At 69.7% G+C, this 19,685-nt stretch carries 18 protein-coding genes; 10 read left to right on the forward strand and 8 right to left on the reverse strand.

Going from position 1 to position 19,685, the window contains the following annotated elements; genetic code table 11:
- Nucleotides 1-150: 150 nt before the first annotated feature.
- From TS85_RS20290 to TS85_RS20305, 4 genes are all read left to right on the forward strand, one after another.
- A complete protein-coding gene (locus tag TS85_RS20290; RefSeq protein ID WP_044336698.1) occupies nt 151-1,200 on the forward strand; it encodes a serine hydrolase in 1,050 nt (349 codons plus the stop codon).
- A gap of 79 nt (nt 1,201-1,279) precedes the next feature.
- Nucleotides 1,280-4,036, forward strand: coding sequence for a DNA polymerase I (gene polA / locus TS85_RS20295; RefSeq protein WP_044334652.1), 2,757 nt, complete (start codon nt 1,280-1,282; stop codon nt 4,034-4,036).
- Between the two features lie 56 nt (nt 4,037-4,092).
- A complete protein-coding gene (locus TS85_RS20300) occupies nt 4,093-5,550 on the forward strand; it encodes a lipopolysaccharide biosynthesis protein (RefSeq protein WP_173426288.1) in 1,458 nt (485 codons plus the stop codon).
- Between the two features lie 70 nt (nt 5,551-5,620).
- Entirely contained in the window at nt 5,621-6,085 is a 465-nt protein-coding gene (locus tag TS85_RS20305) for a hypothetical protein (RefSeq protein ID WP_155006502.1), read from the forward strand.
- Between the two features lie 36 nt (nt 6,086-6,121).
- On the opposite strand, the gene purH is transcribed toward TS85_RS20305, so the two are convergent.
- Genes purH through TS85_RS20325 form a run of 4 tightly spaced genes read right to left on the reverse strand, consistent with a single transcriptional unit; the run spans nt 6,122 to nt 11,434 of the window.
- Nucleotides 6,122-7,696, reverse strand: a complete 1,575-nt coding sequence (gene purH, locus TS85_RS20310; protein WP_044334658.1) for a bifunctional phosphoribosylaminoimidazolecarboxamide formyltransferase/IMP cyclohydrolase — start codon at nt 7,694-7,696, stop codon at nt 6,122-6,124.
- 49 nt (nt 7,697-7,745) lie between these two features.
- The gene (locus tag TS85_RS20315) at nt 7,746-9,479 is read right to left on the reverse strand and encodes a heparinase II/III family protein (RefSeq protein WP_044334659.1); all 1,734 of its coding nucleotides are present in this window, start codon (nt 9,477-9,479) and stop codon (nt 7,746-7,748) included.
- Nucleotides 9,476-10,132 carry a ribulose-phosphate 3-epimerase gene (rpe, locus tag TS85_RS20320; RefSeq protein WP_044336699.1) on the reverse strand — a complete coding sequence of 219 codons (657 nt, stop codon included), beginning with the start codon at nt 10,130-10,132 and terminating at the stop codon, nt 9,476-9,478. Before rpe ends, TS85_RS20315 begins: the two co-directional genes overlap by 4 nt.
- A 36-nt stretch (nt 10,133-10,168) precedes the next feature.
- Nucleotides 10,169-11,434, reverse strand: coding sequence for an RsmB/NOP family class I SAM-dependent RNA methyltransferase (locus tag TS85_RS20325; RefSeq protein ID WP_044334660.1), 1,266 nt, complete (start codon nt 11,432-11,434; stop codon nt 10,169-10,171).
- Between the two features lie 113 nt (nt 11,435-11,547).
- Between TS85_RS20325 and TS85_RS20330 the strand changes: the two genes are divergently transcribed.
- A complete protein-coding gene (locus TS85_RS20330) occupies nt 11,548-11,706 on the forward strand; it encodes a DUF1674 domain-containing protein (RefSeq protein WP_077228879.1) in 159 nt (52 codons plus the stop codon).
- Nucleotides 11,707-11,790: 84 nt separating this feature from the next.
- On the opposite strand, the gene TS85_RS20335 is transcribed toward TS85_RS20330, so the two are convergent.
- Nucleotides 11,791-12,762 carry an NAD(P)H-dependent glycerol-3-phosphate dehydrogenase gene (locus TS85_RS20335; protein WP_044334662.1) on the reverse strand — a complete coding sequence of 324 codons (972 nt, stop codon included), beginning with the start codon at nt 12,760-12,762 and terminating at the stop codon, nt 11,791-11,793.
- Entirely contained in the window at nt 12,759-13,784 is a 1,026-nt protein-coding gene (tsaD, locus tag TS85_RS20340) for a tRNA (adenosine(37)-N6)-threonylcarbamoyltransferase complex transferase subunit TsaD (RefSeq protein WP_044336700.1), read from the reverse strand. Before tsaD ends, TS85_RS20335 begins: the two co-directional genes overlap by 4 nt.
- Before the next feature lie 281 nt (nt 13,785-14,065).
- Between tsaD and hemC the strand changes: the two genes are divergently transcribed.
- From hemC to TS85_RS20365, 5 genes are read left to right on the forward strand one after another with little or no spacing between them, the layout of a single operon-like run.
- Entirely contained in the window at nt 14,066-14,980 is a 915-nt protein-coding gene (hemC, locus tag TS85_RS20345; RefSeq protein WP_044334664.1) for a hydroxymethylbilane synthase, read from the forward strand.
- Nucleotides 14,977-15,651 (forward strand): uroporphyrinogen-III synthase, encoded by a 675-nt coding sequence (locus TS85_RS20350; protein WP_044334666.1) that lies wholly within the window; start codon nt 14,977-14,979, stop codon nt 15,649-15,651. The genes hemC and TS85_RS20350 overlap by 4 nt, the downstream gene beginning before the upstream one ends.
- A gap of 31 nt (nt 15,652-15,682) precedes the next feature.
- Complete coding sequence (locus TS85_RS20355) at nt 15,683-16,558, forward strand: hypothetical protein (RefSeq protein WP_044334667.1); 876 nt, start codon at nt 15,683-15,685, stop codon at nt 16,556-16,558.
- A gap of 33 nt (nt 16,559-16,591) precedes the next feature.
- Nucleotides 16,592-17,107, forward strand: a complete 516-nt coding sequence (locus TS85_RS20360; RefSeq protein ID WP_044334669.1) for a GNAT family N-acetyltransferase — start codon at nt 16,592-16,594, stop codon at nt 17,105-17,107.
- Nucleotides 17,104-18,213, forward strand: a complete 1,110-nt coding sequence (locus TS85_RS20365) for a CaiB/BaiF CoA transferase family protein (protein ID WP_044334671.1) — start codon at nt 17,104-17,106, stop codon at nt 18,211-18,213. Before TS85_RS20360 ends, TS85_RS20365 begins: the two co-directional genes overlap by 4 nt.
- On the opposite strand, the gene TS85_RS20370 is transcribed toward TS85_RS20365, so the two are convergent.
- Both TS85_RS20370 and TS85_RS20375 read right to left on the reverse strand, forming a co-directional pair.
- The gene (locus TS85_RS20370; RefSeq protein WP_155006503.1) at nt 18,210-18,806 is read right to left on the reverse strand and encodes a hypothetical protein; all 597 of its coding nucleotides are present in this window, start codon (nt 18,804-18,806) and stop codon (nt 18,210-18,212) included. The genes TS85_RS20365 and TS85_RS20370 overlap by 4 nt on opposite strands.
- Before the next feature lie 8 nt (nt 18,807-18,814).
- Nucleotides 18,815-19,612, reverse strand: a complete 798-nt coding sequence (locus TS85_RS20375; RefSeq protein WP_044336702.1) for a DUF72 domain-containing protein — start codon at nt 19,610-19,612, stop codon at nt 18,815-18,817.
- Nucleotides 19,613-19,685 lie beyond the last annotated feature (73 nt).

Here is a 19,685-nt window from a genome sequence, read left to right on the forward strand (position 1 = left end):
CATGTTCGTCGCATTGCGTGCGCGACAGGCTGTCGCTGCGCGTGCGAACACCGCATTATGGCGTGTGGGCAAAGGGTTGCGTTGGTGAAGCATTTCGAGGGTTTCTCGAACGTCGAAAGGGCATTGACCCTCGCGGGGCTTGGCCCGGCGATGCTGATGGGCTGTGCGGTGCATGAGGATGCAGCGCTCGCCGCTTATCTGCCCGCGCCCAGCTATAGCGTCACCATGCCCTTCCCCAGCGCGCCGGTGCCCGCGCCCCGCCCAGTGCCCCCCGCCCCGCGCTCGCTGGTCAACCAGCTCGACGGGCTGATCCGCAATTTCGACGGCGTCGCCGGGATCGCGGTGACCAGCGTCGAGAGCGGCTGGATCGCAACCGCCAATGCCCAGCGCCGGATGCCGCAGCAGAGCGTGAGCAAGCTGTGGGTGTCGATGACCGTGCTCGACGCCGTCGATCGCGGCAAGATCCGGCTCGACGATCCGCTGACCATCACCAAGTCCGATTTCACGCTGTTCCACCAACCGGTCGCGTCGCTGGTCAAAGGCGATACGGGCTATACCGCCACGGTCGGCGAGATCGTGCGCCGGGCGATGCAGATGAGCGACAATACCTGCAACGACAAGCTGCTCCGGCTGGTCGGTGGCCCGCAGGCGGTGCGCGATTTCATCGCGCGCAAGGGATTGGGCGCGATCCGCTTCGGCCCGGGCGAGAAGCTGCTCCAGGCGGGCACCGCCGGGCTGGAATGGAAGCCCGAATATTCGATGGGCAACGCCTTTGCCCAGGCACGCGCGCGGCTGTCGCCCGCGGTGCGCCAGGCGGCGTACCAATCCTATGTCAAGGACCCGCCCGACGGCGCCGCGCCCGAGGCGATCGCCAGCGCGCTGGGGCGGCTCAAGCGCGGCGAATTGCTGTCGCCGACCTCGACCGACTGGCTGCTGCGCACGATGGCGGGCGCGAAGACCGGCAAGGCGCGGGTGCGCGGTGCCGTGCCCGCAGGCTGGGATTATGCCCACAAGACCGGGACCGGGCAGGATCTGGGCCGCCGCACCGCTGGGTTCAACGATGTCGGCATCCTGACCGCGCCCGATGGCCGGTCCTATGCACTGGCCGTGATGATCGGCGACACCCCGCGCCCGGTGCGCGAGCGGCAATTGCTGATGCAGGCCGTGGCCAGCGCGATCGTGGCGAACCACCAGCCCTGACTCCGTCCCGCGCGAAACCGCGTCGGCGTCGCACGCGCGGGGTGACGGGCCGAACCGGCGCTGCTAAGCCCGTCACACCATGGCCAATCATCTCTATCTGGTCGACGGCTCGGGCTATATTTTCCGTGCGTATCACCGCCTCCCGCCGCTCACCAACAAGCATGGCGAGCCCGTGGGCGCCGTCTATGGCTATACCACCATGCTGTGGAAGCTGGCGGACGAGGTGCACAAGGCGGATGGCCCGACGCATATGGCCGTCATCCTCGACAAGTCGAGCCAGACCTTCCGCAACGACCTGTACGATCAGTACAAGGCGAATCGCCCACCCCCGCCCGAGGATCTGGTCCCGCAATTCCCGATGATCCGCGACGCCACGCGCGCCTTTTCGCTGCCGTGCATCGAGGAAGCGGGATGGGAGGCCGACGATCTGATCGCCAGCTATGCCAAGGCCGCGCTGGCGCAGGGCTGGACGGTGACGATCGTCAGTTCGGACAAGGATCTCATGCAGCTGATCGAGCCGGGGCTCGACCTGTACGACACGATGAACAACCGGCGGCTGGGCGCCGAGGCGGTGATCGAGAAGTTCGGCGTCGAGCCCAAGCAGCTCGGCGAAGTGCTCGCGCTGATGGGCGACAGCGTCGACAATGTGCCGGGGGTGCCCGGGATCGGGCCGAAGACGGCGGCGAAGCTGATCCAGGAGCACGGCACGGTCGAGGCGGTGCTTGCCGCCGCGCCGGCGATGAAACCGTCGAAGATGCGCGACAACCTCATCGAGCATGCCGAGATGGCGCGGCTATCGCGCAAACTGGTCGAATTGTCGTGCGACGTGCCGCTGCCCGATCCGCTCGAGGACCTCGCGCTCCAGGGGATTCCCGATGCGCCGCTGCGCGCGTTCCTTGACCATCACGGCTTCAAGTCGCTGATCGCGCGGCTGTCCGTCGTCGCCGATGCGCCGGTGGAAGTGCACGAGGCGCCGGGGCTGGAGCCCGATCCGCCGTGCGACCATGACGCCTATGAAACCGTCGTGACCGTGGAGGCGCTCGACCGCTGGATCGCCGATGCCATGCACCAGGGATGGGTGGCGATCGATACCGAGACCACCGGGCTCGACGCGACGCGCGCCGGGCTGGTGGGGATCAGCCTGGCGCTGGCGCCCAACCGCGCCTGCTATATCCCGCTGGCGCATGGCGGCAGCGACATGTTCGCGGAGAAGCCGGCCCAGCTCGACACCGCGCTGGCGATCGAGCGGCTCAAGCCGCTGCTCGCCGACCCGGCGGTGCTCAAGATCGGGCATAATCTGAAATATGACGCGATCATTTTGGCGCGTCTCGGCGTCACCATTGCGCCCTATGACGATACGATCGTGATGAGCTTCGACCTCGACGCAGGCTTGCACGGGCATGGCATGGACGAGCTGGCCGCAACGCACCTCTCGCATAGCTGCATCGCGTATAAGGACGTGGTGGGCACCGGCAAGAAGCAGTTCGGCTTCCACGAAGTCGATCTGAAGGCAGCGACGCGCTATGCCGCCGAGGATGCCGATGTCACGCTGCGGCTGTGGAAGCGGTTCAAGCCGCGGCTCGCCTATGAGGGCGCGACGCGGGTGTACGAGATGGTCGATCGCCCGCTGGTCGCGGTGATCGCGGACATGGAGCAGGCGGGGGTCAAGGTCGACGCCGCGGTGCTCGCGCGGCTTTCGGACGAATTCTCGAAGCAGATGGCGGTGCTGGAGGAGGAAATCCACGGCATCGCCGGGTTCAAGTTCACGATCGGCAGCCCCAAGCAATTGGGCGACGTGCTGTTCGAGCAGATGGGGATCAAGGGCGGGCGCAAGGGCAAGTCGGGGGTGTACTCCACCGACGTGACCGAGCTGGAGCGGATCGCCGCCGACAAGGATTCGCCGGGCCGGGTGATGGCGGCGAAGGTGCTCGACTGGCGCCAGCTGTCGAAGCTCAAATCCACCTATACCGACGCTTTGCAGGCACAGATCAACCCGGCGACGGGGCGCGTCCATACCAGCTATAGCCTGACCGGCGCGCAGACCGGGCGGCTGTCGTCGACCGATCCGAACCTCCAGAACATCCCGATCCGCACCGAAGTGGGCCGCCAGATCCGCGACGCCTTTGTCGCGGAGCCGGGCAATGTCATCCTGGCGGCGGATTATTCGCAGATCGAGCTGCGGCTGGCGGCGCATATCGCCGATGTGCCCGCGCTGCGCGACGCCTTTGCGCGCGGCGACGACATCCACAGCATGACCGCGATGGAGCTGTTCGGCGAAGTGAACCGCGACACGCGCGGGCGGGCCAAGACGATCAACTTCGCGATCCTGTACGGCATTTCGCGCTGGGGGCTTGCCGGGCGGCTCGACGTGACGCCCGACGAGGCGCAGGCGATGATCAGCCGCTATTTCGAGCGGTTTCCGGGGATCAACCGCTATATCGCCGACACGCTGGCCGAGGCGAAGGAGCGCGGCTACACCAGCACCTTGTTCGGGCGGAAGACGCATTTCCCGCGGCTCAAATCGCCCAATGTCAACGAGCGCGCCGGTAGCGAACGCGCCGCGATCAACGCGCCGATCCAGGGCACCAGCGCCGATATCATCAAGCGCGCGATGGCACGGATGGGGCCTGCGCTGGCCGAGGCTGGGCTGCCCAATGTCCGCATGCTGATGCAGGTGCATGACGAACTCGTGTTCGAACTGCCCGAGGGCGATGTGGATGCGGCGCGCCCGATCATCGAGCGGGTGATGGCGACCGCCGCCGAGCCTGCGATTCGGCTGAGCGTGCCGTTGGGCGTGGAGATCGGCGTGGGTCCGAGCTGGGGCGCCGCGCATTGACCGAAACCAGCGGGTCGCAGGACATCGCCGCGCTGGCCAAGGGCGGGCGCACCAACATGCTGGGCTTCATCCTGCGGCTGGTCGCGCGGCTGCCCTTCCTGTTCATTGCGGGGCGCGTCTATGGCCCGGACATCGTCGGGCGCTATGCGATCGTCGTGCTGGTGATCGAAGTCGCCGCGCTGTTCGCGACGTTGGGGCTGAAGCGCGGGCTGGCACAGGCGCTGTCGTCCACCGACCGGCCGCATGCGCATGTTGTGTGGGATGCGATGGTGGTGGCGCTGCTTGCCTCGGCAGTCGCGTGCGGCGTGCTGATGCTGTTTCCGCAGGCGATGTACCCCAACAGCGAGATCATCGGGCTGGAACGGCTGTTGCCGCTGGTGGTGTTCGCGGTCGCGGCGTCGGACGTGTCGCTGTCGGCGCTCGCCTATCGCCACAATATCCGCGCATCGGTGACGGCGCGCGCGATCATCGAGCCCTGGGTGATCAGCATCGCCGCCTGGGGCTTTTCGTTCGTATCGGCGCGCGACGGGCTGATCCTGGCCTATGTCGTGTCGATGGTCGCGGCGCTGGTCGCATCGATCGTGCCGTTCGTGCGCGAATATGGAATGCCGCGCGGATGGCGGCCCCGGCCTGCCGACATCTGGGCGCTTGCACGCCGCAATGCGCCGCTGGCGGGGGCCGACACGATCGAATGGGCGACGCGCAACGTCGATCGCTTCATCCTGGGGCTGTTGTTCGCGCCCAGCGTGGTCGGCATCTATTACATGGCGCAGCAGGTGGTGTCGGTGCCGCAGCGGCTGAAGTCCAGCTTCGACCCGATCCTGGGGCCGGTCATCACCCAGAGCCTGGCGGCGAACGACCGTGCGGCGGTGGCGAACCAGGTGCGCCAGGTCGGATTCTGGATCACCGGCGCACAGGCCGCGCTGCTGGTGGTGTTCGCCATCCCTGCCGAGGGCGTGATGGGGCTGATCGGCCCCGAATTCGTCGCGGGCGCAGGCGCGCTGTGCATCCTGCTGGTGGCCGAGGTGTTCGCCTCCACGGGAGCGGTGTGCGAGACGGCGCTGATCTATATCGCGCGGCATCGCAACCTGATGATCTCGCTATGCGTGCTGCTGCTCCAGATCGCGTTGAGCTTCGCCTTCGTGGTGATCGCGCGCACCCAGGGCTGGCCCGAGGCGTGGCAGGCGGTCGGGCCCGCCGTGGCGCTGGCGATCTCGGTGACGATCGGGTCGGCGGTGAAGGCGATCCTGCTGCGGCGGCTGCTCGGCGCGTCGGTGCTGCGCGTGCGCCCTAGCCTGTTCGGCGCGATGGCCGTCTCCGCGCTGGTCGGCGCCGCATTCACCTCGCTCCCCGCCCGCTATGAATGGGCCGAGCTGAGCCTGGGGATCCCGGCGATCGTCGCGACCTATTTGTTCGTCATCATCCGCTTCGGCTTCGGCCCCGAGGACCGATCGCTGTTCCGCAAGATGCCGGGGGTAGACGAGGCGACGCTGCCGGTGATGGAGAAACTGTAGCCGAGCGGTCCGTCGCTGTCCTATGGTGGCATTCGCTGCGGTTGCCGCAGCTATGGTGGAGCGTATGCGAATGAAGCGCCTGCTGCCTCTGGCATTGCTGTTGATCGGTGCCGCACCCAGCGACCACCCGCGCAGCTATCTCCTCTCCGTTGGGAACATACCGCTCAGCGATACGGAGAGCATCGAGGCATTTTCGGTCAAGACCTGGGGCGTGGAGTTTGAGGCCGTCTGCCGCATACCCCCCGGATGGCGCATCAGGGCGGGGAGCAGCGCGACGCCAGACGGAGAGATAGCGGGGATTGGAAGTCAGGGCGTGACCTGGTTCAATACCGCCAGCCCAAAGGCGCTCCAGTCCTTCATACTCGTGACTCTCCACGGCGCCGTGCAGAAGGAAGACATTGGCGTGCCCGGCAATGGCGTGCCCGCCACCTTCAAGGGGACTGTCACGATCAGCACGGACGATGGCGACGTGGACCGCCCCCTGACGCACAGGAATATACGCCTCACGCCGGCACGTCGCTGCCCGGTCCGGTAGCACCCCACCGATGCTGCCTCGCCGGGTGCGACCCGCTCAGTGGCGGAAGTGGCGCATGCCCGTGAACACCATCGCGAGGCCCGCTTCGTCGGCCGCCGCGATCACGTCTTCGTCGCGGATCGATCCGCCCGGCTGGATCACGGCGGTCGCGCCGGCTTCGACTGCGGCGAGCAGCCCGTCGGCGAAGGGGAAAAAGGCGTCCGAGGCGACCGCGGAGCCGATCGTGCGCGGCTGTGCCCAGCCGGCCTTTTCGGCGGCGTCGCGCGCCTTCCATGCGGCGATGCGCGCGCTTTCGAGGCGGTTCATCTGGCCCGCGCCGATGCCCGCGGTGCTGCCGCCGCTGGCATAGACGATCGCGTTCGACTTGACGTGCTTGGCCACCGTCCAGGCGAACAGGCAGTCGGCGAGTTCCTGTTCGGTCGGCTGGCGCTTGGTCACGACCTTCAGCGCGTCGCGGGTCAGGATGCCGTTGTCGCGACCCTGAACCAGCCAGCCGCCGGTGATCGACTTGGCGGTCATGCCGGGGCGCGCCGGATTGGGCAGGTCGCCGGTGAGGAGCAGGCGGAGATTCTTCTTCGCGGCGAACAGCGCGCGGGCGTCCGCGTCCGCATCCGGCGCCACCACGACTTCGGTGAAGATGCCGGTGATCGCCTCTGCCGTCGCGCGATCCAGCGGGCGGTTGACCGCGATGATCCCGCCGAACGCCGATACCGTGTCGCACGCGAACGCCGCCGCATAAGCCTCGGCCAGCGTGTCCGCGCTGGCGACGCCGCAGGGATTGGCGTGCTTGACGATCACCACCGTCGGCGGGCCGTCGCGGAACTCGGAGATCAGCTCCAGCGCGGCGTCGGCGTCGTTATAATTATTGTAGCTCAGCGCCTTGCCCTGGAGCTGTTCGGCCTGGCCGATGCCGCGCGCGGTGGGGCCGGCATGGGCATAGAAGGCCGCGCTCTGGTGCGGGTTCTCGCCATAGCGCAGCGGCTCGCCGCCCCGGCGGAGCGCGAGGTGCAGCGTCTCGGGAAACGCCTCGCCCTGATCGGCCATCGCGAACCAGCTGGCGATCATCGAATCATAGGTGGCAGTGGCGGCATAGGCCTTGGCCGCGAACTTGCGGCGCTGCGCCAGCGTCGTCGTGCCGCCCGACACGAGCGGATAATCGGCGGGATCGGTGACAATCGCGACCGATTCATGGTTCTTCGCCGCCGAGCGCACCATCGACGGGCCGCCAATGTCGATATTCTCGATGATCGTGTCGCGATCCGCGCCGCGCGCCACCGTCTCGGCAAAGGGATAGAGGTTCACGACGACCAGGTCGATCGGGGCGATCGCATGCTCGGCCATCGATGCTTCGTGATCGGCATTGCCGCGGATCGCGAGCAGCCCGCCATGGACATTGGGGTGCAGCGTCTTGACCCGGCCGTCCATCATCTCCGGGAAGCCGGTCAGGTCGGAGATGTCGCGCACCTCCAGCCCGGCGGCGCGCAATGCCTGGGCGGTGCCGCCGGTGGAGACGAGTTCGACGCCCTGCGCCGCGAGCGCCTGGGCGAGTTCGACGATCCCGGTCTTGTCGGAGACCGAGAGGAGTGCGCGCTTGATGCTGACCTGATCCATGCGCGGCCCTCTTCCGGATCATGCGCGTCGGGGCAACCCCTAATTTGCCCTATTTGGCGCGGTGGAACAGCCAGCTGACATTGGCGCCGCCGGGCGGAGTCGCGCCGGTCATCACCAGCTGCTGTCCCGGCAGCGGGCGCCCGTGCGAGTCGATCCACAAACTGTCCTCGATCGCGAGCGCCGCGCCCTTGCACCGGAACTGCCAGAGATGCCCATCGGGCGTGCGCAGGATCGCGGCGAGCCCGTCGGCGGTGGGCATGATCTCGACCTGCGGGTGGAGGTGGAAGCGCACGGTGAACGGCGTCGCCGCCTTCTGCCTGCGGCGAGCGGCGGGGAGCAGCAGGTCCTCGCCGCGCAGGTCGCGCCCGTCATGCGACAGCGCGAGCACGCGGCGATGGACGAAGCCGAAGCGCCGGGCAAAGCCGTCATGGCTCGCCTCGACGCGGCTGCCATTGTCGGTCTCCTGCCGGGCAAGCTCGACTTCGATCACGCCGCGGCCCAGCGTGCCATCGGGATGAATCGCAGTCGAATTGCTGTCGGCCAGCGTCAGCGTCGAATGCGCGGCGGTGGTGCGCAGCCCCTCGGCCAGCGCGGCGCGGGCCGGAGCGAGGACCATGCCCGCGCCGCCGCAATTGACGACGATGCGGTGCGATCCGTCGGACAGCTCGAACGCCAGCGTCGATGCGCAGCCACCCTCCACCAGCCGCGCCAGCGGCGGCGGCGCGGCGTCGAAGATCGCGACGGTCTGCCCCGCGGCCAGCCGCTGATACCCCCATTCGCGCGCCTGTTTGAGCGGGCGGGTGCGGACCCCCGTCGCCTCGATCGTCTGCGCGATGACATCGCCCGCAATCGGCCCCGCGCCCTGCCAGCTCGCCAGCCCGCGATCGCCGTGGCACACCCCGAGCAGCGCGGTGACCATCCGCGCGATCGTCGCGGTGAGGAACTCGGGCGGCTCGAGCCGGCGTGCGCCATAGGCCTCGGCGAGCATCGTCAGCAGCTGGATCGCCTCCAGATGGACCGCGGGCGACCGCGCCACCGTGCCGCCATCCTCGAACACCGACTGGTCGAGCGTACGGCGCAGCCCCGCCTCCGCCACGCCGCGGCGCGGATCGCCGCCGGGCATCACCAGCCCGGCCGCGAGCACCCCGCACCAGGCGGCGATCCGTGGCACTCCGATCTGGGCGCGATCGGCGGCACGCTCCAGATGGCGCGCGCCACGGGCCAGCGCATGGAGCATGGTCGAGCGATAGACGAGGTCGACCGACGACAGGATCAGCGGGGCGTGCGCCGTCCAGAACAGGATGCGGCGGCCCCATAGATCGGCGCGCCACCCCGCATCGCTGATCTTTTCAGCATGGACCGTCAGCCAGCGCCGAGTCAGCGCCTCGGCGATCGGGGCGCCGACGGCGCGGGTGGTGACGCTCGACAGATCGCGGAGCCAGGCGAAACTCTGGAGATACAAGTCGAAACCGGGCGACCAGTCGGGCTGCGCAAAGTCGATCGCATCGATCGCCCGCGCCTCGCCGCGGAGGCGGACGACGCCGTCGAGCAGCGCGTTGCCGCATTCGACATCGCCGAAGAACGGATCGTCGGGGACCGCGATCAGCTTGAGCGGGTGCCGCCCTTTCAGCCGCATCGCGTGGAGCGGGGTGCCCCAGCTGAGGCGATGGAAGCGTTCGGCGATGCGATCGGCGAGGCTGAGCCCGCGCTCGCCGCCCAGCCGGACCAGCCGCTTGCCGGGCTCGACGCCATCGGCGCCGGGATCGGGCGCCGCCTCGCTCACCCGCGGAGCGCGGCGATATTCGCCGCATAGTGATCCGGCCCGCCCTGGAAGGTCGCGGTCCCGGCGACCAGCGCATCGGCGCCCGCCGCGATCACCCGCGGCGCGGTCTCGCGATCGACGCCGCCATCGACCTCGAGGTCGATCGCCCGGCCCGAGGCATCGATCCGGGCGCGCAGCGTCGCGATCTTGGCGAGCTGGCTCTCGATGAACTTCTGCCCGCCGAAACCGGGGTTGACGCTCATCACCAGGACGAGGTCGAGCAGGTCCATCACATGATCGATCGCATCGACCGGCGTCGCGGGATTGAGCACCACCCCGGCGCGCTTGCCCAGCGCCTTGATCGTCTGGAGCGTGCGGTGAAGGTGCGGCCCCGATTCGGGATGGACCGAGATCGTGTCGGCGCCCGCATCGGCAAAGGCGGCGAGCAGCGGATCGACCGGCGCGATCATCAGATGGACGTCGAACGGCTTGGTCGTGTGGGGGCGCAGCGCCTTGATCACCGCCGGGCCGATCGTGATGTTGGGGACGAAATGTCCATCCATTACATCGACATGGATCCAGTCGGCGCCTGCCGCGTCGATCGCGCGTATTTCCTCGCCCAGGCGGGCGAAGTCGGCGGAGAGGATGGACGGAGCGATGCGGACGGGGGACATGCGCGAATCCTTACGCATGCACCGACTCGCAGGCAACTATGCCCGGCGCAATCGCGCGATGAAGAATCCGTCGACGCCGCCCTGGTCGATCAACATGCCAGGCAGGATGCGCAGGCTGCCATCGGCGCGTGGCGCCACCCCTTCGGGAAGCTCGTCGGCGCGGACCGAGTCGATCGCGAAGTCGGGGCGGGCGGCGAGGAAGGCTTCCAGCTGCCCCTCGCCCTCGCGCGGCTCGAGCGAGCAGGTCGAGAAGACGAGCACGCCGCCGGGCTTTACCCAGTCCGCGGCGCGCGCCAGCAATTGCGCCTGGAGCGCGGCCATCTCGGCGATCTGCGACGGGCGCACGCGGTGGAGCACGTCAGGGTGGCGGCGGAAAATGCCGGTGGCGCTGCACGGGGCGTCGAGCAGCACGGCATCGGCGGGCGCGTCGGGCTGCCAGCTCAGCAGATCGGCGGCGACGACTTTGGCCGACAGCCCGGTGCGCTCGAGATTCTCGTGCAGCCGCGCGAGCCGGTTGTCGGACACGTCCACGGCGGTCACGTCCCATCCGGCGGCGGCGAGCTGGAGCGTCTTGCCGCCCGGCGCGGCGCAGAGGTCGAGCGCAGTCCCCGCTCCCGCGCCGATCAGCCGCGCGGGAATCGAGGCGGCGAGATCCTGCACCCACCAGCCGCCCTCGGCATAGCCGTCCAGCGTCGGAATCGCCGCCTTGTCCTCCAGCCGCAAATGGCCGGGGAGCAGCGACGCACCGGGCAGGTCGGGCGCCTGTGCGGGATCGCGCAGCGTCAGGTCGATCGGCGGCGGCACCGCGATGGCGCGCTCGGCATCCTCGATCATCTGGTCGCCCCAGGCGGCGTGCCAGCGCAGCGCGACGGCGTCGGGCAGCGCGGGCGGCTCGGGCAAGGTCGCGCCCGAGCGGACGAGCGTGCCGAACACGCCATGGACCAGCTTGCGCGGGCCGCCATCGACCAGCGGCAGCACGGTGGAGATCGCGGCATGGCCGGGCGTGCCGAGCGCGAGCGCCTGGACCAGCGCGATGCGCAGCGCGAACCGCGCCTTGGCATCGTCGGGAAGCCGCTGGCGGGTCGCCGAATCGATCAGCGCGTCGAGATCGGGGAGCCGGCGCAGCGTCTCTGCCGCGATCGCATGGGCGAGCCCGCGATCGTTCGGGGCAAGCCCCTGCGCGGCGCTGTCGAGCACCTGTTCGAGCGCAAGGCCGCGCCGCAGCACGGCGTCGAGCAGCTTGAGGGCGGCACGGCGCGCGGGGACACCGGGCGCATCGGATTGGGGAGCAGGATGGGACAAATCAGCGGCGACCTAGCGGATTGGCGGCCATTGCGGAACCCGTGCGTGCCATTCGCTTGAACCCCGCTGCGTTGGCGCCCAATGTGGGGACGACCAGCCAAGGAGGCAATGCCATGGGCCAGCGCCCCGACCATGTGAAACCACCCGAATATCTGTCCAAAAGCCCGCCGGTGCCGCAGCCCGCACCCGCCGAGGCGACCGACGATCCGCTGGGCACGGACCCCACGCGCTATGGCGACTGGGAGCTGAAGGGCATTGCCGTCGACTTCTGAGCGCGGGGTAAAAAACGGGCCTAAAGTTTACGAAGTTTAGGCCATTTCGAGGATATTCGGGTCAGATTTACCCATATTGGGTAATTACTCGGCCTTCATCGGCCGGCTGAGCAACGCCTCCACCACGTCGCGGACATCGGCGCCCTCGAGCAGCGCGCACACCGCCGCGGTCACCGGCATGTCGACGCCCGCATCGGCCGCCGCCTCGCGCAGCACCGGGGCGGTGAACGCGCCCTCCGCCACCGTCCGGCGATCGCCCAGCAATTCCGCGGCGGGACGGCCCTGGCCCAGCCCGACTCCGAGCGAGAAGTTGCGCGAATTGGTCGACGAACAGGTCAGCACCAGGTCGCCCAGCCCCGACAGCCCGGTCAGCGTCTCCGCCTGCCCGCCGCGCGCGAGGCCGAAGCGCGTCATCTCGGCAAAGCCGCGCGCGATCAGCGCGGCGCGGGCGTTGAGCCCCAGCCCCGCGCCTTCGACCACGCCGCACGCGATCGCCAGCACGTTCTTCACTGCGCCGCCAATCTCCGCGCCGGTCACGTCGCCCGAGGCATAGAGGCGAAACGCCGGCCCCGCGAGCCGCTCGGCCAGCCGGGTGCGCAGGTCTTCGTCCTCGCACGCGAGCGTGACCGCAGTGGGTTTGCCCGCAGCGACTTCGTGCGCGAAGGTCGGGCCCGACAGCACGGCGATCGGCGCGCGCGGCGCGACCTGGTGCGCGACTTCGCCGACGAGCAGCTTGGTCCCCGCCTCGATCCCCTTGGCGCAGAGCACCAGCGGGGTGGCGCCGACTGCGGTTTCGGCGAGGACGGCGCGGACATGCTGGGCGGGTGCCACCACCAACAGCGCGTCGCAGCCCGAAAGCGCACCCAGGCTGCCCGTCGCGCGGATCGACGGCGACAGCGCGACGCCGGGGAGGAAGGCGGCGTTTTGGTTCGCGCCGTTGATGCTCGCGACCACGTCGGGCTCGCGCGCCCAGAGCAGCACGGGGGCGCCGCCGCGCGCCGCGACCTGCGCCAATGCCGTGCCCCAGGCTCCGCCGCCGATGACGCCGATCTTCATGCCTTCACTCCTGCGCCGCGCACCTTTTCGGCATCCGGGTCAAGCGGCCAGCGGGGGCGCGCGGGAAAATCGAGCGGGTCGGTGAGCCCGGCGGCGAAGCGTTCGGCGCCGGCCCAGGCGATCATCGCGGCATTGTCGGTGCAGAGCCAGAGCGGCGGCGCGACGAAGCGCAGGCCGTGTTCGGTCGCGAGCGATTCGAGCGCGGTGCGGACAGCGCTGTTCGCGGCGACGCCGCCCGCCACCACCAGTGCGGTGGGACGGACCCCCTGCAATGCCAGCCGAGTGCGGTCGACGAGGCAGTCGACCACGGCCTGCTGGAACGACGCCGCCAGATCCTCGGCGCTGTGCTGGCCGACGGCGCGGGCGACGGCGCTCTTGAGGCCTGCGAACGAGAAATGCGGTTCGCCCGATCCGACCAGCGGGCGCGGCAACGGCACTGCGCGGGGATTGCCGCGCCTGGCCGCTTCCTCGACAGCGGGGCCGCCGGGAAAGCCCAGTCCGAGCAGCTTGGCGGTCTTGTCAAACGCTTCGCCCGCCGCATCGTCGATCGTCGTCGCGAGCCGGCGATAGGCGCCGACGCCCTCGACCAGCAGCAGCTGGCAATGCCCGCCCGAGACGAGCAGCAGCAGATAGGGGAATTCGAGGCTGCGGTCGCCCAGCCGGGGCGACAGGCCATGCCCCTCGAGATGGTTGACCGCGATCAGCGGCTTGCCCGCCGCCAGCGCCAGCGCCTTGCCGGTGACGAGCCCGACCATCACGCCGCCGATCAGCCCCGGCCCCGCCGTGGCCGCGATCGCGTCGACATCGTCGAGCGTCACCCCCGCTTCGGCCAAGGCCGCCTCGATCAGCGGGCCCAGCGCCTCGACATGCGCGCGCGCGGCGATTTCGGGGACGACGCCGCCATAGGGGCGGTGCGCGTCCTCCTGCCGCGCGAGCTGGTGCGCGCGGATCGTGCCGTCGCTTTCGACCAGCGCCGCCGCGGTTTCGTCGCAGCTCGATTCGATGCCGAGGATCAATGCCATGCTTCCCATCTAGGCGCGCTGGCGGCTGGGTCCAGTGGTGGGGCGATTTTGGGGGGTGGTCGGGAGCAAGAAGAAGGGAGGGGTTCGCGCAGAGGCGCTGAGGCGCAGAGGAGGAAGAAGGGGTTTCACGCGAAGGCGCGAAGCCGCGAAGATTTTGGGGTGGCTTTTGGCCCGGACGCGCGCTCCAAGCCGGTTTTTGCTGCGCTTCGCGCCTTCGCGTGCGCCGCGGGAGTCGGCACCCGGCCATTGCCGTTTGGCGCGGGCGATCCTAGCACTGCGCTATGACTGGATTCCGGATCGGCACGCGCGGCTCGCCGCTGGCTCTTACCCAGGCGCATATGGTGCGCGACGCGCTCATCGCCACGCACGGCCTGGCGCCCGACAGCGTCGCAATCCAGGTGATCCGCACCACCGGCGACAAGGTCCAGGACCGCGCGCTCGCCGAGATTGGCGGCAAGGCATTGTGGACCAAGGAACTCGATCGCGCGCTGCTCGACGGCGAGATCGACTGCGCGGTGCATTCGATGAAGGATGTCGAGACGGTGCGCCCCGAGGCGATCCGGATCGTCGCGATGCTGCCGCGCGCCGATATTCGCGACCGGATCGTGGGCGCCGACTCGATCGAGGCGTTGCGCCAGGGGGCGGTGATCGGGACCAGCTCGCCGCGCCGCGCCGCGCAATTGCAGCGGCTGCGCCCCGACCTTCGGATCATCCTGTTCCGCGGCAATGTCGATACGCGGCTCGCCAAGCTGGCGGCGGGCGAGGCCGATGCGACCTTGCTCGCCGCCGCCGGGCTGGAGCGGCTGGGGCGGCACGATGTCGGCGCGGCGATTCCGGTCGACACGATGCTCCCCGCCCCCGCGCAGGGCGCAGTGGGGATCGAGTGCCGTGCCGACGGCAGCCATGCCCAAACGCTGCTGACGGCGATCGACGACCCCATCACGCATCGCTGTGTGCTGGCCGAGCGCGGACTGCTCGCGGCGCTCAAGGCCGATTGCCATTCGCCGGTGGCGGCGCTGGCGGTGATCGAAGGGGCGATCCTGACGATCCGCGCCGAATTGCTGTGCGAGGACGGCAGCGAACATGTCGCGGGGCAGATCGAGGGCGCGCCGCTCGACGCGGGCGTCCCCGCCGCACTCGCCGCCGATTTGCTCGCGCGCGCGCCCGAAGCAGTGCGGCGGCTGTTCGACGGGTGAGCCGCACGATCGCCGTGCTGCGGCCCGAGCCGGGCAATGCCGCGACGGCGGCGGCGATCGAGGCGCGGGGCGCGCGCGCGCTGCGGCTGCCGCTGTTCGCGGTGCAGGCGGTGGCGTGGGATGCGCCCCGCGCCGGGGATTTCGACGCGCTGATCCTGACCAGCGCCAATGCGGTGCGCCATGCCGGGCCGGGGCTGGCGGGGCTGGCCGCGCTGCCGGTGCATGCCGTGGGGGCCGCGACGGCGCGGGCCGCGCGCGATGCCGGGCTAACGGTCGTCGCGACCGGCGAGGCCGGGGCGGAGGCGCTGCTGGAACAGGCTGAAGCGGCGGGTGTCCGCCGGGCACTGCATCTGGCGGGGCGCGAGCGCAGCGTGGCCGTGGGGGGAATCGTGGCGGCGATGCGGACCGTCTATGCCAGCGACGCGATTCCGATCGACGCCGCCGGGGCGTGGGCGCTTGCCGGCACGGTGGCGCTGGTCCAGTCGGCGCGGGCGGGCGCGCGGCTGGGCGAATGGGTCGATGCCGGGGGAGTCGCGCGCGGCGACATCGCGATCGTCGCGGTCGGCGCGCGCGCTGCCGAGGCGGCGGGCGCGGGATGGGCGCGCGTCGCGATCGCCGCCAGCCCGGCGCTGCCCGACCTGATCGACGCCGCAATTGCGCTGGCCGATTGACCGCAGCGGCGCGCACGCGAATAAGGGGGCGATGAGCGACGAGACCTTCTCGCCCGAACCACCGGCTGCGCCGATCCGTTCGCGCACGCCGATGATCGTCGGCGGCATCGCCTTTCTGGGCGGGATCGCCGTGACCGCCGGGGCAATCCAGCTGGGCGCACGGCTTCCCTATGGCGCGGCGCCGACGCCGGCGCCGGTCGTGGTGACGCCGCAAACCCTGCCCGCCGCGCAACAGGCCGCGCTGGGCGGCGCCGATCTGGCAACGTTGAATGCCCGCGAGGCCGAGCTCGCCGCCAAGCTCGACCAGCTCTCGCTGCGCGTCCGCGACGTCGATGGCAGCGCGCGCGTCGCGTCGAGCTATGCCACGCGCGCCGAGCGGATGATGATCGCGTTTGCGGCGCGCCGGGCGATCGAGCGCGGCCAGCCGCTGGGGCCACTGGCGGCGCAACTGCGCGAGCGATTCGGCGAACGCCATGCCGAGGCCGTCGACACGCTGGTCCGCACCGCCGCCGAGCCGGTGACGATCGAGGATCTGCGCGTGGCGCTCGACACGATCGGGCCGCGGCTGCTGAGCGCCGCCGACGACAGCCTGTGGAACCATGCCCGGCGGATGCTGGGCGACCTGGTGGTGCTCCGCCAGGCCGATTCGCCGAGCCCGCGCCCCGCCGACCGCCTGCGCCGCGCGCGCCGATCGCTCGAGGCCGGGCAAGTCGAGGCGGCGCTGGCGGAAGTCGCGCACCTGCCCGGAGTCGACGCCGGCGGGAGCTGGGTCGCAGCCGCCCGGCGCTATGTCGCCGCGCGCCAGGCACTCGCCGAAGTCGAGCAGGCGGCGATCGAATCGCCCGCAGTCGCGGCGACGCCCGCGGGGCCCGCCGCGGCAGCGCCGGCGGACAGCACGGGCGCGTGACGTGACGGCCGTCGCCCGCATCAGGGCGCTCTGATGGCACCCGATCGGCAGCCGGTGCTGGAGGGCGATCGCACGATTCTGCGCCCGATGACCGAGGACGACCGCGAATCGCTGTTCGCCGTGGCCAGCGACAGGCTGATCTGGGAAGTTCATCCCGCGCATGACCGCTGGCAACGCCCGGTGTTCGACGCCTTTTTCGATGCAGGGCTGGCGAGCGGCGGGGCGCTGACGATCCTCGACCGCGCGAGCGGCGCGGTGATCGGGTCGTCGCGTTACGATTGCTGGGAGCCCGAGGCCGACGAGATCGAGATCGGCTGGACCTATATCGCCCGCGCCTATTGGGGCGGCGCGTATAATCGCGAGATCAAGGCGCTGATGCTCGCGCATATCCACCGCTTCGTCGGGACTGCGACCTTCATGGTCGGCGCGGACAATATCCGCTCGCGCCGGGCGATGGAGAAGATCGGCGGCGTGCTCCGCCCCGACGTGCATGTCCGCGTGATGGCGGGCGTCGAGCGGCCGCATGTCGTGTACGAAATCCGCCGGTGAAGCCGCTCGCCGGGCTCCGGGTCGTCGAACTCGCGCGCATCCTGGCGGGGCCGTGGTGCGGGCAGCTGCTCGCCGATCTGGGCGCCGAGGTGGTCAAGATCGAGCGCCCCGGCGAGGGCGACGATACCCGCCATTGGGGGCCGCCCTTCCTGCAGGACGCGGAGGGCGCGAATCGCGACGCCGCCTATTTCCACGCCTGCAACCGCGGCAAGACCGGGCGCGCGATCGACATCGCGACTCCAGAGGGCCAGGCCGAGGTCCGCGCGCTGATCGCCGATGCCGATGTCGTGGTGGAGAATTACAAGGTCGGCGGGCTGGTCAAATACGGGCTCGATCCGGCGACGTTGCGCGCGGCGCACCCGCGGCTGATCGTCTGCTCGATCACCGGCTTCGGCCAGACCGGCCCCTATGCGAGCCGCGCCGGATATGACTTCATCATCCAGGGCATGGGCGGCGCGATGAGCCTGACCGGCGAGCCCGATGGACCCCCGCAGAAATCGGGCGTCGCCTATGCAGATATCTTTACCGGGGTCTATTCGGCGGTCGCCATCCTCGCGGCATTGCGGCGGCGCGACCAGGAGGGCGTGGGCGCGCATATCGACATGGCGCTGCTCGACACGCAGGTTTCGGTGCTCGCGAACCAGGCGCTCAACTGGATGGCGAGCGGGCGCGTGCCGCACCGGATGGGCAATGGCCACGCCAATCTGGTGCCCTACCAGGCCTTTGCGACGCGCGACGGCGAGCTGATCGTCGCGGTCGGCAATGACGGGCAATTCCGCAAGCTGTGCGGCGTACTGGGGCTGGCGCTGGCGGACGATGCGCGGTTCGCGACCAATCCGGGGCGCGTCGGGCATCGCGACGCGCTGATCCCGCTGCTCGCGCGTGCGATCCTCGATCGCGGCAAGGCCGAGCTGTACGAGGCGCTCGAAAAGGCCGGGGTGCCCGCGGGGCCGATCAACACCGTCGCCGACGTCTTCGCCGACCCCCAGGTGATCGCGCGCGGCATGGCGATCGAGCGCGACGGGCTGCCGGGGCTGGCGAGCCCGATCGTGATCGACGGCGAGCGGATGGTGGCGGACCGGGCCAGTCCGGGGCGGGCGGGCTAGGCCGATCCTGTCAGAGCCTCGACGAGTTGTGGACGCACCACCCACTCGAACTGACCGCCATTCTCGTAAGTGGCCAGGAGCCCGGCCATGTCGATTTCCGCACCCCCCTCGATGTCATGAGGGCCCGTTGCAATAGCCATCGTCCATATTTCCGTGCCGTCGGGCCGGAGAGGCGGCGTCCACCGCATAGCTTCGGCAATCTTTCGCCCGAGCAGGCCATAATGGAGATTGGCGGAACTCCAGCTATCCCAACCCGCCGCTTCGGCAAGCTGAGTGGCCGTTAAAGTGTGGCGAGGCGCCGCAATATGCGCATCGAGCATTGCGGTTTCGGCGGCGTTGATCTCGATTACGGACAGCGCCTCGCGGTAAGCCTCGACAGAGGGAATATGGGTGGTCGCCCGAACGCGGGCTTCGACCTCCGCCCGCCTGTCCAGCCAGATTTTCGCGGCCTCAAGAGCCTCATCGGGCGCAGCCCCGTGATGACGCGGCCCAATCGTGACCCGTCCCCGAAAAATCTGGGCCTGATGCGCGCCGGCAATTCGCATTACCCGAATCGCATAAGGACCGTAAAACACGCTGTCCGTTCTCGCCATATATCCCCCTACCCCAACCGCCGGATCAGCTCCTGCGCCGCGGCGGGCGCGCGGACCTTGCCGCCGTGGATGAAGAAGACGAAGGTTTCGCGCGGCGTCTTTGGCGGCGCGTCTTCGGTCACATAGGGCAGCCCATCGGGGCGCCCGCCCTCGGCCCAGAGCCGGGCAGCATCCACCCAGCGCGGCAGTTCGGCTTCGGGATAGCAAAGCGGGTTCTCGTCCTCGCCTGCCTCGAGCCGGGCATAGACGAAGTCGCCGGTGATGTCGGCGATCGCGGGATATTGGGGCGAATCGGCATAGACGATCGCGACCCCCGCCGCCCGGCACATCGCGACGAATTCGGGCACCGCGAAGCTTTCGTGGCGGACCTGGATCGCATGGCGCAGCGCGACGCCGTCCTGGCTACGCGGCAACAGGTCGAGAAACGCCTGGAAATCGGGCGCGTCGAACTTCTTGGTCGCCATGAACTGCCAGAAGATCGGCCCCAGCCGGTCGCCGAGCGCCGTCAGTCCCTGCCCCACGAAGCGCTGCACCGATTCGCCCGCCTCGGCCAGAACCTTGCGGTTGGTGACGAAGCGGCTGCCCTTGACGGTGAAGATGAAACCATCGGGCACCGTCTTTGCCCAGCCTTCGAAGGTCGCGGGCTTGAAGCTCGAATAATAGGTGCCGTTGACTTCGATCGCGGTCAGCGCGCGCGACGCGAATTCGAGCTCGCGCTTCTGCGTCAGACCTTCGGGGTAAAAGGTCCCGCGCCAGGGCTCGAACGTCCAGCCGCCGATACCGATGCGAATCATGCCGTGTTTCATCGGGCCAGCGTAGCGGCGCTTTGCGTCGGGCCAAAGCGCCGCCGCGCTCAGCGCCGCGAAATGCGCCACGGCG

It is taken from the genome of Sphingomonas hengshuiensis (genome assembly GCF_000935025.1).
GTDB classification, from domain to species: domain Bacteria; phylum Pseudomonadota; class Alphaproteobacteria; order Sphingomonadales; family Sphingomonadaceae; genus Sphingomonas; species Sphingomonas hengshuiensis.